The organism is Rahnella victoriana (assembly GCF_004330295.1).
Classification (GTDB): domain Bacteria; phylum Pseudomonadota; class Gammaproteobacteria; order Enterobacterales; family Enterobacteriaceae; genus Rahnella; species Rahnella victoriana.
In genome coordinates, this window is sequence record NZ_SJOJ01000020.1 from 85,601 (window position 1) to 103,081 (window position 17,481).

The following is a 17,481-nucleotide window of genomic DNA, read 5'->3' on the forward strand; positions in this document are numbered from 1 at the left end:
CTTATATTCTGTTAGCCACACAGCACTGCAGCACGTGCCGGGTCGAGGGCGATAAGTCCGGCGAGCAGATGTTCCATTTCAACGTGCAGGCGGGATTTATCAGTGTCTGCGCGGCTGGCTTTCATGCGCAGCAGTTTCAGGCGTCGGGCTTTCACTTCAAACAACAGTTCCGGCTCCCACTGCGTGAGAGTGAGTGTCGAGCCGTTGCCGTCCAGTTCACCCAGCAGGTGCAGCGCCATGTCATTTTTGCCGTATTGTTCGGCAACGCGCGCCATGAGCAGGCGCAAAAGCCATTGATGGCGCGGCGTACGGGTACCGGGACGGTTTTGCAACCAGTTGAGTGCCGCTTCCACGCCGCCACTGTCAGCCTGCGCCAGCGCTTCGGGTTCCAGCTGCAGGATATCGTCATCACCCGCCGTCGTTGCTGATGCAGAAGGTTCATTGCCCCAGTTGCCGGTTGACGTCATCACCTGCTGGTTAATCCAGTTGAGCGTGACCTCATCGGCGAAGGGTGTGCCATCATCAAATGCCAGCCCTTCAAGACCGGGTAAACGAGTGAGTAATCCGTTCAGATCCTGCTTAATGATATCAGCCCAGGTTTCATAGGGTGCGCCCGCTTTGGCAAGCGCCTGATGGATGTACCATTGCAGATCCAGCCAGAGATGATTTACCCCCAGAGCAAACAGACTGTCGGTTTGCTCCAGCAGCTCCAGCCAGCTCTGCTGCAGATAAAGTCGCTTGAGCAGGGCGCGGTGTTCGGGTTTCGGCGGCGACAAGCGCGTCCGCCCGTCGGCAGCCAGCGGAGGTAATTCATGCAGGGTATCCAGCCGGATGCTTTTAATCAGATGATGACCGGATAGCCAGCCGGAGGGTTGATCACGCAGGTATTTCGCCAGCAGTTTTGCCTGGTCGAGCAGGTCGCGTCCTGAAGTCACCGGTTTAAGTGTCGGGGAATCAGCAGACGTGTTTGACGTGTGGCCGGTTGATGCAGCGCTGCTGTTTTGCGGGATAACCGCATCAAAGCCACCGGACTGCGCAAGCCTGTTTTCCAGCGCACCATAAAGCACTCCAAACTGCGGACGGGTGGCGGGTTCCCATGAATTTAATCCCTGTTCGATGAGCGACAGTGCACCGACGATGCGTGAAAAATCATTCTTGTCCACTTCCGGGAACAGCGACAGACTGTCCAGGACACGTGAGGCTGCCAGCCACTCCAGCGCGGCTTTCCGGCTGGTAGACCGCAACGGATGCAGGGTTTCACCAAAGCGTGTAATTAGCCCGGCCAGCAAAGAAAGACCGTCGGCCAGACCGGTTTCACCGTCGCGATGCAGGCGCGCCCAGATGTAATAGGTGGCAACCCGGACATCCTTACAGTGCCCGATGAGCAGGTTCTCGGCCAATTCACAGGTCAGGGACGTATCCGCGCCGGAGAGTTTGTTAACCTCTTCGCGCATTTGCTGGAAGTTGTCGTCATAGCCGGGGTCTTCTCCGGCAGGCATGTCCTGCGTAACCGGCTGTAGCCAGTTATCCCAAAGCGAGGCTTGCTGTTGTGCCTGTTCCAGCAGAGACGCAGGTTCTGCAGAACACGCGTTCTGCAGTGTGTTTAATGTGGCCATTACGGCTCCTCAGCGATAGCGTCAGGATCAAAAGGTTTTTCTGCAGGTACAAGCGGTACGGCCTGAATCTGGAAAATTTGCGCGGGGAGGGTGAAATCACGCAGTCTCAGTAAAGCCAGAGGGCCTTCACCCGCTTCGGTGCGCAGGGTGTAATTCAGCAGTCTGCTGTCCGGTGCTTTCCAGGTGATGTTAAAGCTGCTGCTCACGCCCTGATATGGCGTAACAGAGGCTTTATCGAGCAGACGTATCAGCCCCCAGGCTCCCGGCAAATCGGCAAACTGGCGTGTCCCCGCCTGAGTACTGATCCAGCTCAGGCTGGCGCCCGGCGCTTCGGTATCATTAGGCCAGGTGAAGCGTTTCCATGTCGGCAGCTGGTTGTAATAGCTGAGCTTCTGGCTGTCGATCACCAGATCTGTTTGCATGACATCTTTAGCCGTGCCCGGACGCAGCTCAAAATGCATGCCCGCTTCTCCGTTGGTGAAAACCACATCAGAGAGGTAACTCAGGGTATCCATGGCTTTGAGGAATTGCGGGCTGAAGGTCAGTCCTTGCGCATTGATACTGTCAGGTACCCAGTGACTGCCTTCTTTATGCAGAACGCCGTTCAGACGAGTTTGCAGGAAACGGGCGATGCGACCGCTGTCGCTGTTGAGATAGCGGGCCATCAGCGGCAGTGACACTTCGCTGCTGGTATTTTTTAACGGATAACGGCCACCGAATGCGCTGTTCCAGTCATCGACAATCGCCGTCTGCCATTGCACATTCAGGCTCTCGGCGGCAGGAGCCAGCACCTGCTGCCATGCCTGTTCCATCGGCTGAACAAAAATTGTCTGCCCGAATCCGCTCCATTCCTGACCCAGACTCGCCGCCACCAGACTGCCGTAATCACGGGTTTCAGTCAGATCCACCGCTTTGCCCTGAAATACCGTTTGAGCGAGTGTTTGGGTCATAGCCTGCGGATCGGCGGCATTGACAACCTGCTGGAGTTTCAGACGCACCTGTGTAACCCGTGTCAGGAAAGTCTGCAGACTGAGGCTGGTATTACTTTGCCCACTGCTTTTGTTGTCCATCAGTGCCAGTACCGGACCAAATGTCGCATCCAGCGGACCACGGGCACCGGTTTGCTGGTCAATCGCCGGTTGTTCTTCGCGGTTTAAAAGATTTTTGGCAGATTTCACCAGCGAGTCAGAGAGCGCTTCTCCGCTCTGACCGGTTTTACCTTGTATGCTCAGGGTATTCATCAGCGCCACCAGCGGCGACTGACGTACGTCCGCCATCAGGGTCAGTTGATCGATAGCATCTGACAGGGTTTGTGCCTGTTGCCAGTGCAGGCTGTTTAAAAATTCCAGCCAACTTGAGGAGAAGTCTGCGAAATAACGTTCTTTCAGGCGTGCTTGCAACGCTTCCGGTGAGTCCTGCTGCAACACTGCAGTTTTGTTATCACTCAGCACCCAGTCCATTTCTTCACGCCGGCCGTTAACCACTTTCTCAATCGCCGGTTTGACAGACTCATCCCAGGCTTTCCGGGTGAACATGCCAGGCACCACGGCATCGGTGGTAAAAATCCTGTCAGTATCGGTATCACCCGTCATATCGGACAGGGTCATATCTGCATACTGGTGTGCGACCTGACGAAGCATCTTCTGATACAACGAAGATTCACTATTACGTGCACCCATCAGGCGGACGAGTAACGTTCGAACCTGACTGACCAGATTTTCGTCAACAGAAAGCTGCCATTCAGGATGGCGGGAAAGGTTACGGGCATAAAAATCCAACAGCACAGGCCCCTCCCCCTGCCATACACCATCGGGCACATCTTTACGCTGTGACCAGTCACTCAGCAGTGTTCTGCTAAACCAGGTGGCGTCCATTTTCTCAGGACGTGATAGCATCAGATAGAGTTTTAGCTGATCGTAAGCGGGCTTTACCATTGCATCCCGATGCGGATCGCCCGGAGGAAGCCCTGCGAAGGTGGTGAGACGGTCTTCCAGGTGCTGAGCGGCCGCGTCACGCAACAGTGGCATTGCACTGGCGGCATACTGAGGCCAAAGTGCAGTCAGCAAAGGGTCAGTCTGATTCAGTCCAAAACGGCTGTACCACGGGGCATGCTGCTGGCGATACTGAAGCTTACCGAGCGTATTTTGCAGTTCGCGTTGGGCTTTGAGTCGCACGGGAAGCACTTGCTTCACATCCGCAGCCTGTTTCACCTGTGCTTCGCTGGTATTTATTGTCTGGCGGTTAACCAGGAAGGACATGACCATTCCTGCACCCCATAACACCATCACACCTGCGGCAATTGCGCCGAACGTTTTGCCCCAGGCAAACCCGAGTTTCTTGGCCGACAACCCTGCGGGTAATGACGGCAGCGAATTAAGCAGAACATCCCAGCGATTATCCTTACCCCAGCGATGTTTGACGGTGCGCTGAGCATTCACCGACACCGGGCTGAACATGATGCCAGCAAGGGGAGAAGGGCGGTAAGGACTTAGTAAGGCGGCCAGAGGTTCAGCAATAAAGTCCGGTTTATGTGCCAGTTGGTCAGCAAGTTGCAACAGGAACAAACTCTGTGTGCTGACGCTGATTTGCTGCGTACCTTGTTCGATCAACATTGGCACCAGCGCGGTAAGTTGTGTTCGCAGTTCATCGGGTTTGCAGGCAGCAGGCAGCAGGCAGCCGACGGGTTGCGTAATGCGATCTTTATTATCATCGTCTGCCGGATGCAGCGACCATACATAGAGCGGCAGCCGCCATCCCAGCAGGTCAAACCGAACGGTAAAGGCCTTCGCGGCGCTGTCCATCATGTCGGCAGTGAGAGGTGTCTGAGTCTGCAACTGACCGTTCGCGGTATGTTGCGCCAGTGCAGATGTCACCCAAATCACGCCATCCAGCGGGCGACGGCGCAGATTGCGCAATGCGTTAAGCCACGCGTTGTCGGCCTGTGCGCCCAAATCTCCCCCCCACAACAACAGGGTACCGCTATCTTCCTGCCAGTATTGCGATGTCAGACCGGGCGTCAGACGCTCAACGTCGGCAGCGCTGCCGGTGAGCAGCAGAATGCGGACTTTGCGTGGCCAGAAACGGCCGTAGGTCTGGCGCAGGGCTTCGCGCAGTTCTGTTACCGTGACGTGGCGTGGCGCAGTTTGTACCAGGCGCTCTTCGCTTCCCGGCAGTATGTTCTGCTGCTTTTCTTCTTCGCGATGCATGAGTTGTCGCACCAGTCGCAGCAGTGCAGGGCCAAAACGCAGCGCTGCACCCAGTACGCAGATCATAAGGAAGGCTCCGGCTTTTTTGCCCGTGGTATCGAGGCCGAAGAAATCACCGTGATGCCATATAGCCCATCCAATGAGGCTAAGCAAAGCCAATAGCAGAACCGTCAGGCCCCCAAAACGCCAGAGCCTACTTAATACGCTCATCCCCACTCCCTGATGCGATGGTGTAAACAAAATTTTCTGCTCCTGTTGTGGATAACGCTAACCAAGATTGTTGTCCGATATGAACAAAATCAGCCCCCAGCGCGAGGGTAAACCATGGGGAGAATGGCCCCTGAATGCCGCAATATGTTTCGATAGTCAGAATATTTTCGGCCTCCCATCGAGTACCCAGCGCATTTCCGATGGTGATAAGTGCGGCTGAAGACTGAGTCCATTTTTGATGGTCGGCAAGGACGCTGAGTGTCTGGCAGGCCTGTGTTTGTGTTGTAAGAAGTAATGTCAGCTCTTTGTTGAGATTACCCACATCCAGTGGCATAGGCCGCAGTACGCGCACGATGTGAGGTAAAGCATGTTTTTGCGCGACATCATCACTGGTGAACAACAATGCGGCCATACCGTCGGAATAATGAGTATTCCCGTGCATCTGTATCACCAAAATCAACTGGACTGTAGATTCCGGTTGTCCGAGCCTTTCATCAAGTGAACGGAATGAAAGCTGATCGGTGATATTCAGCGATGCAGGACGAAGGTTTTCAGGCGCACGGGTCTGCCAGCACTCATCAAACAGTGCGAATAATTTCTGCCTGCCTGATTCAGGTTCATCAGTTAAGACCGTGACCTGAAGTGCTAACTCAGGGGGGAGTATCCGCAGGGCACTCTGAATACCTTCCAGCAACGTATTAATGACCGACTTGTTATCTTTCAAATAATCAATGTGGCGAACCAGCCCTTGCTGCTGTGGTAACCCTCTGAGGTTTTGCTTTAATAATGCCGCTGAAATTCTGTCCGGCAGCATTACGCAACTTGCTGAGAGCGAGATATAACGTTCGGCCCATGCGGTCCATTGTTGCTGAGCGTGTTCAGCCTCACGCTGGAAGAACTGGAAACGCTCCATTTCGCGGCCATAAAGATAACCACAGGTACTGAAAGTCAGTATCCAGAGCACTATGGGTATCAGCGCGAATAACCAGATATTTATGGCTTTCAGTGCACTGAATGTTCCTGATGCATGTAAAACAAATAACAACACACCGGCAATTACCGCCAGCACACCACTGGTTAACCAGCCACCGGAAGAGGGAGGTGAGGGTTGTTCAGTCGTAAAGGGTTTTTGACGTTCCCAGCCCATGACTTATCCTATTGCGCAATCCGGTGCACCGGAGATGACCTGACAACCGCAAAGGCATTTGCAGCCATCCACTACAATGGCTTTACCGTCTGACGTCCATTCGGGTGAACCTTCGACAATGGGGTTAACACCGTGGAAGGGGACAGGGCAACTCACTTTGTCACCGATTAACGCGACAGGTTTTCCGTTTACAATCATGGTTGAAGAGGCTGAAATAACAGAACCACCGTGTGTGGTTTTATCGCCGAGTAATACGAAGCCTTTTGGCATGAGAATTCCTTTTATTTGATGTTTGATAATATTGATATAGGGAGGTGATGAATCAATGCGATTTATTTATTTGTAATTCTCTGCATTGTATAAGGCCACTCCTTCGCATTAATTGTTAGCGATACTTTTCTGGTAAGGATTGGGCGTTAATTACGCATCGGAAAGTTTCTCCAGGGGAGAAACCACGTTTAGCAATCTTATAAGGGTCATTTTCTGTATCGGCAGCTGCTGCTTTCTCAAAGTCCCCATTATATTTATCCCACAGGTCTGGAGGAAAATCCTTTAAAAGTGGTTCTTTGCCCATTCTAAACATTGTCGTTGCTGTCGGCGCAGCATCATCTGAGCGACTGTCTTCTGCAGGCATTCCCCTGAGCGACTTTTCTGTACCGTCTGTAGGTCCGGTTGGATTGTTTTGTTCACTATGCTGATAATAGGTTTTATTGTACCAGTCACGCATCCATTCCTGACCATTAGTCCCCATATCAAATAGCCCTAATGGGGAAGCGGGATATTGGCCAACTGGTAGAAGTCCTGCTCCTAAACCAGAAAAGTTTTTTTGCTGCTGGTAAGAAGGGGCGTTAATACCTACCTTAAAATGACCATCATTAGTTCCATAATGAACATCCTGGCCACGATTGCGGGCTGCATATTCCCACTGTGCTTCAGTCGGTAAATCGAATGGTAATCCCGTTTTCTCACCAAGCCATTTGCAATAATCTTTGCTCAGTTGCCAGTTTGCTGTCGCTGGATTATTACTATTTCTGAGTTTTGGATATAACTTCAGTAAACTTTTATCTATTTTTAAGCTGGCTAAGTCTTTATTACTTGTATAGAGGTCATAGTCTTTGTAGGTGACTTTATATTTCGCTATGTAAAAACTATCTACGGTGACTGTGTGTACAGAAAAACTGGCACCTTCATTGGCAAAGGTACAAGGTTGCCCATATTTTTTAAGGCAAATATCACCCATTTCAAAGGTGCCTCCCTGGATAAATGCCATATTCTTTATGATGTCTTTGGGGTTTGGCTCTTTCTGTTCACAACCAGCAATAAGAAATAAACTCAGGGGGATTATTATTATTTTTCTGTAGGGCATGAGACGCATTCCTTCGCATTAATTGTTAGCGATATTTTTCTGGTAAGGATTGGGCGTTAATTACGCAGCGGAAAGTCACATCAGGATAGAAGCCTCGTTCAGCGATTTTATACGGGTCAGTTTCTTTATCTGCAGCAATTGCTTTGTCGAAATTACCGTGATATTTGTCCCATAACCCAGGCGGGTTATCTTTCATAAGCGGTTCTCTTCCCGTTCTAAACATCGTAGTTGCTGTTGGAGTTGCATCATCTGATTTGCTGTCAGCAATTGGCATGCCTCTTAATGATTTCATCGAACCTTCAACTGGACCAACTGGATTTTTTACAGGGCTGTGCTGATAATAATTCTGACTATACCAGTCCCGCATCCACTCCTGTCCATCACCAGCCATATCATACAAACCAAGCTGATTTGCCGGGAATTGACCTACCGGGTATAAGCCTTGTGCAAATCCAGTGTATTTTTTTTGTTGTTCGTACGAGGGGACATTTACTCCTAAGATGAAATGACCATCATTTGTCCCGTAATGGACATCTTTGCCTCTATTTCGCGCAGCATATTCCCATTGCGCTTCAGTTGGTAAATCAAATGGTAATCCCGACTCTTTTGCAAGCCAATGACAATAGTCTGCGCTTAACTGCCAGTTTGCTGTAGCTGGGAAATTTTCGCCGCGCAGTTTAGGATATTTCTCCAACCAATCTTCATCAATTTTCAACATGGGGAGGTTTCTGGTTTTTGTATAAAAATCATAATTTTTATACGTTACTTTGTATTTTGAAATATAGAATCCATCAAGTGTGACAGTATGAACTGGAAAGCTCGCATTTTCGTTGGCAAAGGTACAAGGTTGCCCATATTTTTTAAGGCAAATATCACCCATTTCAAAGGTGCCTCCCTGGATAAATATCATATTCTTTATGGTTTCTTTGAGGAATTGCTCTTTCTGTTCACAACCAGCAATAAGAAATAAACTCAGGGGGATTATTATTATTTTTCTGTAGGGCATGAGACGTATTCCTTCGCATTAATAGTTAGCGATATTTTTCTGGTAAGGATTGGGTGTTAATTACGCAGCGGAAAGTGATAGTTGGGACAAAACCTCTAAAAGCAATCTTCTGAGGGTTAGTTTCAGGATCTAAAGAAAGCAATTTTTCTGGTTCACCGTTTGATTTTTCAAGAATATCTAAAGAGACTCTTTTTAAGAGTGGTTCTTTGCCTGTTCTAAACATTGTTGTGGCAGTAGGCGTCGCGTCGTCCTGAAGACTATCCCCAGCAGGAAAACCTCTGAGTGATTTTTCAGTACCGCTATCAGGGCCAATTGGATTATGGCTAGGGCTTTGCTGGTAATAATTACTACTGAACCAATCTCGCATCCATTCCTGTCCATTCCCTGCCATATCATATAACCCCAGAGGGTTTGGCGGAAATTTGCCCACTGGATACAGCCCAGCTGAAAAACCTGCATATTGTTTAATCTGAGCATAGGTGGGAACAGTCACACCTTGGGTGAAATGCCCATCTTTTGTTCCATATTGAATATCCAGTCCACGATTTCTCGCTGCATATTCCCACTGTGCTTCTGTTGGCAAATCAAAAGGTAATCCACTTTTGTTTGCAAGCCACTGGCAGTAATCTTTACTTAACTGCCAGTTGGCCGTCGCTGGAAATTCGTCATTTCTTAATTTAGGGTATCGTTTAAGAAAACCTTCTGCGATTTTTAGTTTAGGTAGTCCGCTCTCGCTTGAATACAAGTCATACTCTTTATAAGTAATTTTATACTTACCCATATAAAAACTATCTAAAGTAACGGAATGTATTGGTATACTTGCATTATTTTTTGAAATAGCACAGCGTGCACCATATTTTTCCAAACAGAAATCGCCCATTTCGAAAGTGCCGCCTTTGACAAAGACCATATTACTCATTGTGTTTTTTAGAGTATCTTCTCGCTGATCGCAGCCATTGATTAATAACATGATTAAAAATAATAATAAATTTTTTTTATATGAAATCATCATAACTCCTTATTTAAACTATAGCTTGGTTAGGATAGTAGATTTTGTTAATGGAATCCTTTATTAAAATATAATCTCTTGTATCATTGGCGATAAAAGGAAATCCTGCCATAGGAAGATCACTCAATGAAGAAAATAAAGCTTCAAAAGCTTCACCAAAACCATCGCTGATCAACGTTAATTTTCCTGAAATTACTACGGAACTATCTCCAAAGTACATTTGTATTGCCAATTGTTTTTGCTTAACCTTCCAATCGGGATACTTTTTTTTGCCTAAACTAAGTGAACAATGCTGGAGAACATTTTCATACTCAGATTTAGATTGTACCCAACGTAAGATATTCATAACACCTTGCTTCAATTTAACCCTATTCCCGCCCCACATATCCGCCAACGCATCCACAAAATCTCCCTCTGTTAAAATCGCAAGCATGTTACCTTTAACTTCAGGTGTAGAATAACGAGCGATATCATTATTTGTAGTTATTTTTTCGATAAATTCAAATCTTTTTTGTTTGTCATCTAAGTAACTGTCCAAAGCATCATCTAAACTTGATATGGTTTGATAAATAATTTTAGTTTGATTGATACTTCCAAGGATTACTAGTGAATTTAACTTCACGATAAAGTCAAATGCTAATGGGGAAATTATTATTGCTAATTTCTGATAGTCTGCATCTCGTAATAGATAATAAACATATTTTAGAAAATCAAACAGCAATCCAGCATCTACTTCAAAATCAATGCCACCGCTTGCACCTACACCCCAACATAATCCAGCATGGCAGGCGATATAAAGTTTTCCATCTGATAACTTAATTTCGAACGTCGCTTCAAAACCTGCACCATTTAGGTACGATACGCTTTCACTGATCTTAGCAATCGCTTTATAATCCTCTTCTTTTGTCGAGGACATCGTTTCAGGCTCTTTCCACATAATAGCACCTGACACCTCGCCTTTTGCTTCGACGCCGGCAAAAGCACGAATACCGCCTTTGACTTCTGACTTTTCAGTAACTTTGGTTAAACTGATTTTTCTTTCGCCAGGTGGCGGAGTGGGTTGGTAGTCTGAACCACTGCCTCTTATACCGGCTGTCTCGTCCCCATCGGGTTTTTTATTTATTGTTATGCCTAATTCCGCAGTTAAGGATGCACCCACACTACTGGTGGCGACTACTTCCAGATCCAGTCGAAAATATCCCAGTACACATTCACCACCGCCACGCTTTGGCACTGAAGGTAACCAGCCTAAACGGTGGGGGAACATCACTTTAAAGTTCGCTTTGCCTTCCCAGATGGCGAATTCAGCACTGCCACTGACTTTAGCTTGAGCCTCCATATTGACAGGGTCAAATTCCAGATTAGCACCGACACCGGCGGTATATCTTAAAAGTTGAGCACCGGCGGAAGCATCGAAATGATCAGATCCCGATTGATCTTTCTCATCATGCAACTGTGCTTTAGCTGCTTTGTTCCATTTATCCGACCAGGCGAATAATGAGCCAGTGTGGTCGGCAGGATCGACAATATCCCAGTCTTTTTTGATTTTAATGCTGACGTCTTTAAGCTGATTATGCAGTTCTTCTTTATCAATTTTTCCATTTTTGATAAAGCTGCCTTTGCCGCTTTCTGCCTGTTCCGGAATGTAAGGTTCCCATCTTTTACTGTTCAGACTAGGGCGAACATAAATAACCTTCCCTTTGCCGCCTGATTTACGGATGGGCAATACTTCGATTAATTTCTCAGTGTTATTGCCAATCTCACTCAGTGAATGAGGTTTATCTTCAGTATCGTCAGAAGCCTGCATGGGTTCAAGGAAGTTCAGGCCACTTTTCAGATTTTTATTTGCATCAAATAGAGTCTGTTCAAGCTGGCTGTATTTCGAACTAAGTGCCGGATCTTTTGGTGCAGTCAGGCATTGTCCCTGAATATCGGCGAAGGCTTTTGCTGCACTTATTTGTTTCTCAACGAGTCCCTGAAGGCGGTTGTTTTCATCTTCAATTGAAGTGGCTGTTTCACCATCAACGACGTAATAGTAACCGGTCGAAAGCTCGAAATAGATGACGCCTTTATCTTTGGACTTGATGTGTGCGTCTGTGCCTGTTCCCTGTGCTTTGGTCTGAGCTTCGGCAATGGGTTTGTTTGAATCAGTCATGTCAACTCCCTGTTAGTCATCTTCCGTGTAGAGCTTTATGCTGCCCGGTGTTGCGCCGTATACTGTTGTTGTCTTCCCTTCAGCATCCGTTCTGCCCTGTATCTCTTCGCCTTCGGCGGTGATTAATTTATACAGATAGTCCGGGCGGGGCTTACCGGTTTTTTCATCTTTAATCACAAAGAACTCATTGAAGCCTTTGGGAAACTCAACCGGTTGTGAATGTAAACTTGCGGCCCCTAATTTTTGTACGTTTGCAGCCTTGAGCAGAATATTTCCCGGAGCACCCAGTTCAATATTTCCGCCGCTGATTTTGATATACGCACCGGCGCAGGTTAGAACGAGTTCGGAAGAGGCCGTAACGGTGACTTTTCCTTCCGCACTGGTCAGTTGAACATCTTTTTTTGCCAGTGCTTCAAGGTTGTCGTCCTGCGCCTGTATTTCCACTTTCCCTTTAGCTGCAAACATTTTCATGCCCTGTTTGGCGGCAAACAGGCTGACCTTTTCACCTGCAGCGACAGTGAAGTTTTTCATCGCGCTGATATCTGTATTTTGCTGCGACATAATGCCCACGCTTTCACTTCCTGATGCCAGTCGTACCGCTTTCGGGCTACTTATACTGATACCTTGTGGTGCATTGAGTAAAATACCGGGCTGAACCAGGTTGCTGAGCGACGTGGTCAGCATCTCTTGTGAATCAGTATCTGAGGGGGTTGCAGTGGCAATTTCGGCTGCCTGAGACATACTCTTCGCCAGCGACAGGGCATTTTCAAGTTGTGCAATGGCAGCGGCCATATCCAGCATCGGAACGCTGACACCGGCCTGGTCTGCACTAATAAATAAACCCTTCCCGCCGCGTATCGCCCCCCATTTATCGGTTCTCAGCTCAAACCCTTCACCGCGTTGTGTTTTGTTTGCATCGACGTTATGCCCAAGGTTCAGCTGGGTTTTGCCGCCGTATTCCGTACTGAGTTTTATATGCTCTTCGCCGCGTTTATCTTCCATACGCAGCTTATTATTTGCCGGGGTACGGATAACGTTGCGGGTATTATTGGCTTCTGTCACATGATCGACATGGCGCGAGTCGTGCAGGGCATGGGCGATATAAGGGCGGTCGGGATCACCGTCATGAAACGCGATCGCCACTTCGGTACCCTGAATCAGTGGGAAGTGGATACCGTACACATCGCCGCCATAAGGTTTGGCAAGACGAACAGGCATGCTTTCCTGACCTTGCACTTTATCATCCTGGTCAGCATCGAATTTAACACGGTATAAACCGGACGCATCCTGCCAGGCGTAGATATCGTTGGTTTTCGCGCTGGTGACGCGTGCCATCATCGTGCCGCTGACTTTTGGGCGCGGCTTAAGAGCAGGGCGCCAGCACAGGGTTTCGCTAAAGGGAATAGCTATCCACTGTGCGACGAATGCATCTTTCCGGCTGGCACTGACATTGATGCCCGTAATCACCACGCCATTTGCCGCGGCGGCGGGCAATGTCGGCACAAGCGCGAGCTCGGTGATCGTTAAAATCTGGCCGGGGCTGAGGTGGGCATCGTTCGCCATGCCTATGATACGCGCCTGCTTTGACAAGAATCGCTCGTGGTCAAGGCGGGCGTGAAAGTTGGCGGTTTCTGCCGCCGGGTCGCTTTTAGCCCCGGTATCCAGATTCCGGGGCTTGTAGTGATAGACTTCACCATAGGTCACGCCGTCACCGTCACCGCGCGTCACATCGGCTTTGGCCGATTGCAAAACTTTCTGCGCTTCACGGTAGTTGTAGTCTTTGGCGGTGACGCTGGCCTCAACCACGTTGTGCAGTACATTGAGGTCCCATACCGACTCAACGCCGCTGTCACTCATACCGGACGGGTGGCTCAGCGGGAGGGTCTTACCAAACGCGTAGGCGCTTTGCCTATCGGCAAAATGCACGACTTCAGTTTGCGTATCGGCCTGCAGGCTGAAGAAATAGAAGATCCCGACTTCGGAAAGCAGGCGTTGGATAAATGCCAGATCACTCTCCTTGTACTGGTTTATCTGTTCGCGTTTTGGGTAAGTCTGTTTCAGTGCAAACTCATATTCCCAGTCCTTAAAACCATGTTCTTCCAGGATTTGCGTCACGACATCCTGCACGGATTTATTGACGAAGAAACGGTGCGTGCGGAACTGTTTATCCAACAGGGCGAGAGAAGGTTCCAGCGTTAACCGGTATTTTGTCTCGTCGGCTGAGCTTGAAATCCGGCTAAAATCGGTAACCACGCCGTGAACAACTTTCTGATCAACCAAGCCTTGCAGCGATCCGGTTCCCATGGTCAGGCTGGCGGATTTGAGCACGAACTGGGTTGCATCCAGATTTTTATCTGCACTGGTGAACAAGATGTCGTATTGGTACGTCTTACTGAGTCTCTCATTACCATTGAAGTCTTCCACATCCAGTGATGAAGAGCAGGAGGGAATATCAAGACGGTACCGGTTCAGTGAACCCGCGACTGCTGACGCAGCGTTGTACAACGTGTCAGTCATGCTCATAGCTTTGCTCCGTGGTATTAACCATTTTTGTGTCACATTACTGATCATCAGCAATGACAGCAAAATTGCAGTGGCCGCCTCGTTTTACGGTTTACCCGTTTCACTGTACGGTCTCAGAATTTCCCTATCTGTAAGCGAAATGCTGTGAATATGCCGCTGTGAAATCCCTAAACCCGCCACCATTTTTCTGGTCTTATCCGGATGCTGAGGCGAGGTTAAAACATATTCAACGATGAACTCCCCTTGATCGGGGAAGGTGTAAAAAGAGGGGGGGACACACAGCTTCCCATCTGTCACTCTGAGAGCAGGGGCCAATATGATGTTCTGCTCTTTGTAAGGTGTACCCCTGGGATTGATCGCGATATCCGCTGGCTGGTAATCTCCGGCATCCTGAACTTCAAAACACACATTATCCGCCATCATAATGACAGTGGCTTCTTCGTCAGGCGTGAGTCGATCTCCTGAACCCGGGCACCCAGTGAGTGCCAGTAAGCAGGTCAGAGACAGAAGTGCGGGTCGCAGACCGCTGATATTTTTTGTTATTACCATGGGAATCCCCTCAGCGCTTCTTTAAACTTTAGTTACACTGCGGACTCAGTGATATCGCCATCAAGAGTGACATCGCCGTCATTCCTCAGGGTGAGCCATTTGCGATACCCAATGGCCTGCAGCGAGAAATTATCCGCAATAATCTGCGCCTGTTTCTACAGGGGATAATCGCTTAACAGGAGTTCTGTATTTGTGTACCTGTAACAGATCAGTTAGCTCATTTCATAGTTCATCGTATTCGCGCTTTGTTAAAGGTACGTCATAGGGCATTTTGTCATGCATCTCAAATCCTATTACAAAATTCCTTGGGTGATTATTTTTATTTTGAGAGCGAAGAACTACTTGGATAATAAAAGGGTCCAAGGAGTTAACTGGAAATTCATAAAATGACGGAGGAATACAGAATTTTCCGTTAACTATATTCAGCTTTGGGCTTTTCGTGAATTTACGATCCTTCGGAGGCGTATTTCTTAGATTAATAGCGATAAAAACAGGTTGGTAATCTTTTTCATCAGCTATGTGAAAACATATAGAATCATCGCTTGCATAAGTTTTTGCCGTTTCGGATGGGTAATATTTCATCCCTCCCCATGGACACCCTGTGAGCATAAGGAGGCATAAACAGAGCCAAAGATACATTTTCATTCTCTTCACCATGGGAACCCCCTTAGTGCGTTTCTATACAGATCCTTTATCACAATTTCCGACGTGTCCCCGTCTAAAGAAACTATCTCCCAGCCCCATAACTGGCTCCATGAACTATAGCCATAAGTTTGGAGTATGAAATTATCTGCAATTATCTGAGCTTGCTGCTCCATAGGGTATTCGCTTAAGAGACGACCATCCAGTGTATAGCGGTAGCTGACCAGCCAACTTACTAATCCCCTACCAATAACATTCATTCCTTTTGTTCGTTGCCAGACATGACTCATTTCATGGATAAACAAATGTTGCAAGTTATCTGTTGATTTAGAAAAATCATCTCTATGTTGATTACGGAAATAGATCTCCCCGTTTGGGGTCATTGCTGTATCTTCATTCTGCAAATTGAATGGCAGATAACTGTCTTTATGGATCCACACGGTGCCGTAATCGATGGAGGATCCAAACACCGTTTTCGCCAGCGCGATTTCTCCGGGAGTCAGCAAGCGGATCCCGCCTTCTTTTAATATTTTGTCTGATTCATCTGCCATCTGAAATCTCCTTTATCAATCATCAAATTCCAGTGTGATCCCTTCTTCCTCATCCCAGCCCAGTGCCGTGGTGCGCTGCCAAGCGTTGCAACAGTTGCTGGCTCAGCACCGGCAGGATCTGCTGATTGAGCAGGCTGTCGATTTGCGCGCACCGGTATCCGGCAGGCGGCGACCAGCGTGTCGTACAGACTTTCTTCGATGGAGCAGGTCAGGCCATAGTGCTTGTTCAGACGTTTCGCGACTTGTGCCAGTTTCATCTCAACAATGGTGCGCAGTGCAACGGCGTTCAGCGGACGATAAATCAGTATCTGGAAGCGGGCGAGCTGGAAATGATTAATGCTATTTTCGTAAGCTTAATATTATACCAACCAGTCTTGTTTAAAGTTCGGATTTTTATATTTTATGTGATATTAATAGTAATCATCCCATTTTTGATAAATATGGGGGAATGCATATCGGTAGATTAAATACCCAATGATAATTAATAAAACAGAACATCCACCCCAGCAGAACCTATATTCGCTATCTGTAATAAAGAAAAACCATGCGCAAAGAATCGCTCCAACAATAACCATTGTTGAACCTATCGCGCAAGCAACTTTATAAATGAAAGTGACTGCCATTCTTCTTATGTTCATAGCCTTTCCAGAAAGTAATCGCAAACTTTTTTAAACTGCTCCGGATTTTTTTTATCGATCTCACAAGCCTTCTCAAAAGGTCTTACTGTATCTTCAAAAATGAAGTAAAGGAGATCTAAATCGCCCATTTTTTGAAGTTTGTAGTAGATTTTTGGGTTCCGTTCTCTTAAGTATCTTGATGTATAGATTGCTCTAGATTCTTCTGCTCCAACGGAGAGAATCAATCCCACACCCGCTCCTGCCATGATTGAACTTACTGCACGAGTAGCAAGTGCTGCTCCTAAATTAATACTTGTCAATTGAGAAAAAAGAATTTTCCCGACAGAATTTCCACCTATTTTTTAGAACATTTTCAATGTCGATTCGAGAGGCGAAATGATCCATGAACAGATTTACTGCCTTTTCAATGTTATCTTTGTTTATTTTTTTGATTTAATGAGTCGAGTTATTCTTACTTTATCGTCGAAGTTTTCGCTTCTATTCTCTGCATCCATGAAGTCGACACCTAAATAATAAAAGCTTACTGGCAGGGAGATAAAACCTTTTGCAACAGCACCCCAAAATCCATGGCTATCTACATTGATAGCATCAAGCATGTCGCGTGCAATCTCTTTTGCACCTTCCATAACGATTTTTCCCTTTTATTGTCTTGAGATATCTTACATTGGATTATCGTGCGCACTTTAAAATATTCATACTTTACTTAGTGAGATCCAGGGTCTCAGTATTACTTTTCTTCAGCATGTTTACTGTACATCTGTGCTTTTAAAATTTTAGTGTAATAATATTTAAATTAATATGAATTGATGAAGTTTGCCGAATAAACATCTCTTTTGCCATTAACTGTATTTATAACTGAGAAG

General features: G+C 47.4%; 14 protein-coding genes and 1 pseudogene. All 15 read right to left on the bottom strand.

What is annotated here, in order from left to right; translation table 11 throughout:
- Window positions 1-11 precede the first annotated feature (11 nt).
- Complete coding sequence (gene tssA / locus EYY67_RS17190) at window positions 12-1,616, bottom strand: type VI secretion system protein TssA (protein ID WP_131693967.1); 1,605 nt, start codon at window positions 1,614-1,616, stop codon at window positions 12-14.
- Window positions 1,616-5,032, bottom strand: a complete 3,417-nt coding sequence (locus tag EYY67_RS17195; RefSeq protein ID WP_131693968.1) for an ImcF-related family protein — start codon at window positions 5,030-5,032, stop codon at window positions 1,616-1,618. Before EYY67_RS17195 ends, tssA begins: the two co-directional genes overlap by 1 nt.
- The gene (locus tag EYY67_RS17200; protein WP_131693969.1) at window positions 5,016-6,179 is read right to left on the bottom strand and encodes a type VI secretion protein; all 1,164 of its coding nucleotides are present in this window, start codon (window positions 6,177-6,179) and stop codon (window positions 5,016-5,018) included. Before EYY67_RS17200 ends, EYY67_RS17195 begins: the two co-directional genes overlap by 17 nt.
- 3 nt (window positions 6,180-6,182) lie before the next feature.
- Window positions 6,183-6,449 (bottom strand): PAAR domain-containing protein, encoded by a 267-nt coding sequence (locus tag EYY67_RS17205; protein ID WP_072012254.1) that lies wholly within the window; start codon window positions 6,447-6,449, stop codon window positions 6,183-6,185.
- Window positions 6,450-6,564: 115 nt separating this feature from the next.
- Window positions 6,565-7,545, bottom strand: a complete 981-nt coding sequence (locus tag EYY67_RS17210; RefSeq protein WP_165497973.1) for a formylglycine-generating enzyme family protein — start codon at window positions 7,543-7,545, stop codon at window positions 6,565-6,567.
- Between the two features lie 25 nt (window positions 7,546-7,570).
- Window positions 7,571-8,551, bottom strand: coding sequence for a formylglycine-generating enzyme family protein (locus tag EYY67_RS17215; protein WP_131693971.1), 981 nt, complete (start codon window positions 8,549-8,551; stop codon window positions 7,571-7,573).
- 25 nt (window positions 8,552-8,576) lie between these two features.
- Window positions 8,577-9,563 carry a formylglycine-generating enzyme family protein gene (locus EYY67_RS17220; protein WP_131693972.1) on the bottom strand — a complete coding sequence of 329 codons (987 nt, stop codon included), beginning with the start codon at window positions 9,561-9,563 and terminating at the stop codon, window positions 8,577-8,579.
- A gap of 10 nt (window positions 9,564-9,573) precedes the next feature.
- Window positions 9,574-11,715 carry a hypothetical protein gene (locus EYY67_RS17225; RefSeq protein ID WP_131693973.1) on the bottom strand — a complete coding sequence of 714 codons (2,142 nt, stop codon included), beginning with the start codon at window positions 11,713-11,715 and terminating at the stop codon, window positions 9,574-9,576.
- Between the two features lie 12 nt (window positions 11,716-11,727).
- On the bottom strand, window positions 11,728-14,238 hold the full coding sequence (locus EYY67_RS17230; RefSeq protein ID WP_131693974.1) for a type VI secretion system Vgr family protein: 2,511 nt from the start codon (window positions 14,236-14,238) through the stop codon (window positions 11,728-11,730).
- A gap of 84 nt (window positions 14,239-14,322) precedes the next feature.
- Window positions 14,323-14,787: a putative T6SS immunity periplasmic lipoprotein gene (locus EYY67_RS17235; RefSeq protein ID WP_242675607.1), complete on the bottom strand. Its 465-nt coding sequence runs from the start codon at window positions 14,785-14,787 to the stop codon at window positions 14,323-14,325.
- 222 nt (window positions 14,788-15,009) lie between these two features.
- Entirely contained in the window at window positions 15,010-15,444 is a 435-nt protein-coding gene (locus EYY67_RS17240) for a putative T6SS immunity periplasmic lipoprotein (RefSeq protein WP_341352859.1), read from the bottom strand.
- Complete coding sequence (locus tag EYY67_RS17245; RefSeq protein WP_131693976.1) at window positions 15,438-15,980, bottom strand: type IV secretion protein Rhs; 543 nt, start codon at window positions 15,978-15,980, stop codon at window positions 15,438-15,440. The genes EYY67_RS17240 and EYY67_RS17245 overlap by 7 nt, the downstream gene beginning before the upstream one ends.
- Window positions 15,981-15,995: 15 nt before the next feature.
- Window positions 15,996-16,315 (bottom strand): annotated as a pseudogene (locus EYY67_RS17250) (type VI secretion system ATPase TssH); the annotation flags it as partial.
- Between the two features lie 299 nt (window positions 16,316-16,614).
- The gene (locus EYY67_RS24740) at window positions 16,615-16,848 is read right to left on the bottom strand and encodes a hypothetical protein (RefSeq protein WP_242675608.1); all 234 of its coding nucleotides are present in this window, start codon (window positions 16,846-16,848) and stop codon (window positions 16,615-16,617) included.
- A 189-nt stretch (window positions 16,849-17,037) separates the two neighbouring features.
- Window positions 17,038-17,244, bottom strand: coding sequence for a hypothetical protein (locus tag EYY67_RS24745; RefSeq protein WP_242675609.1), 207 nt, complete (start codon window positions 17,242-17,244; stop codon window positions 17,038-17,040).
- Window positions 17,245-17,481: the final 237 nt, after the last annotated feature.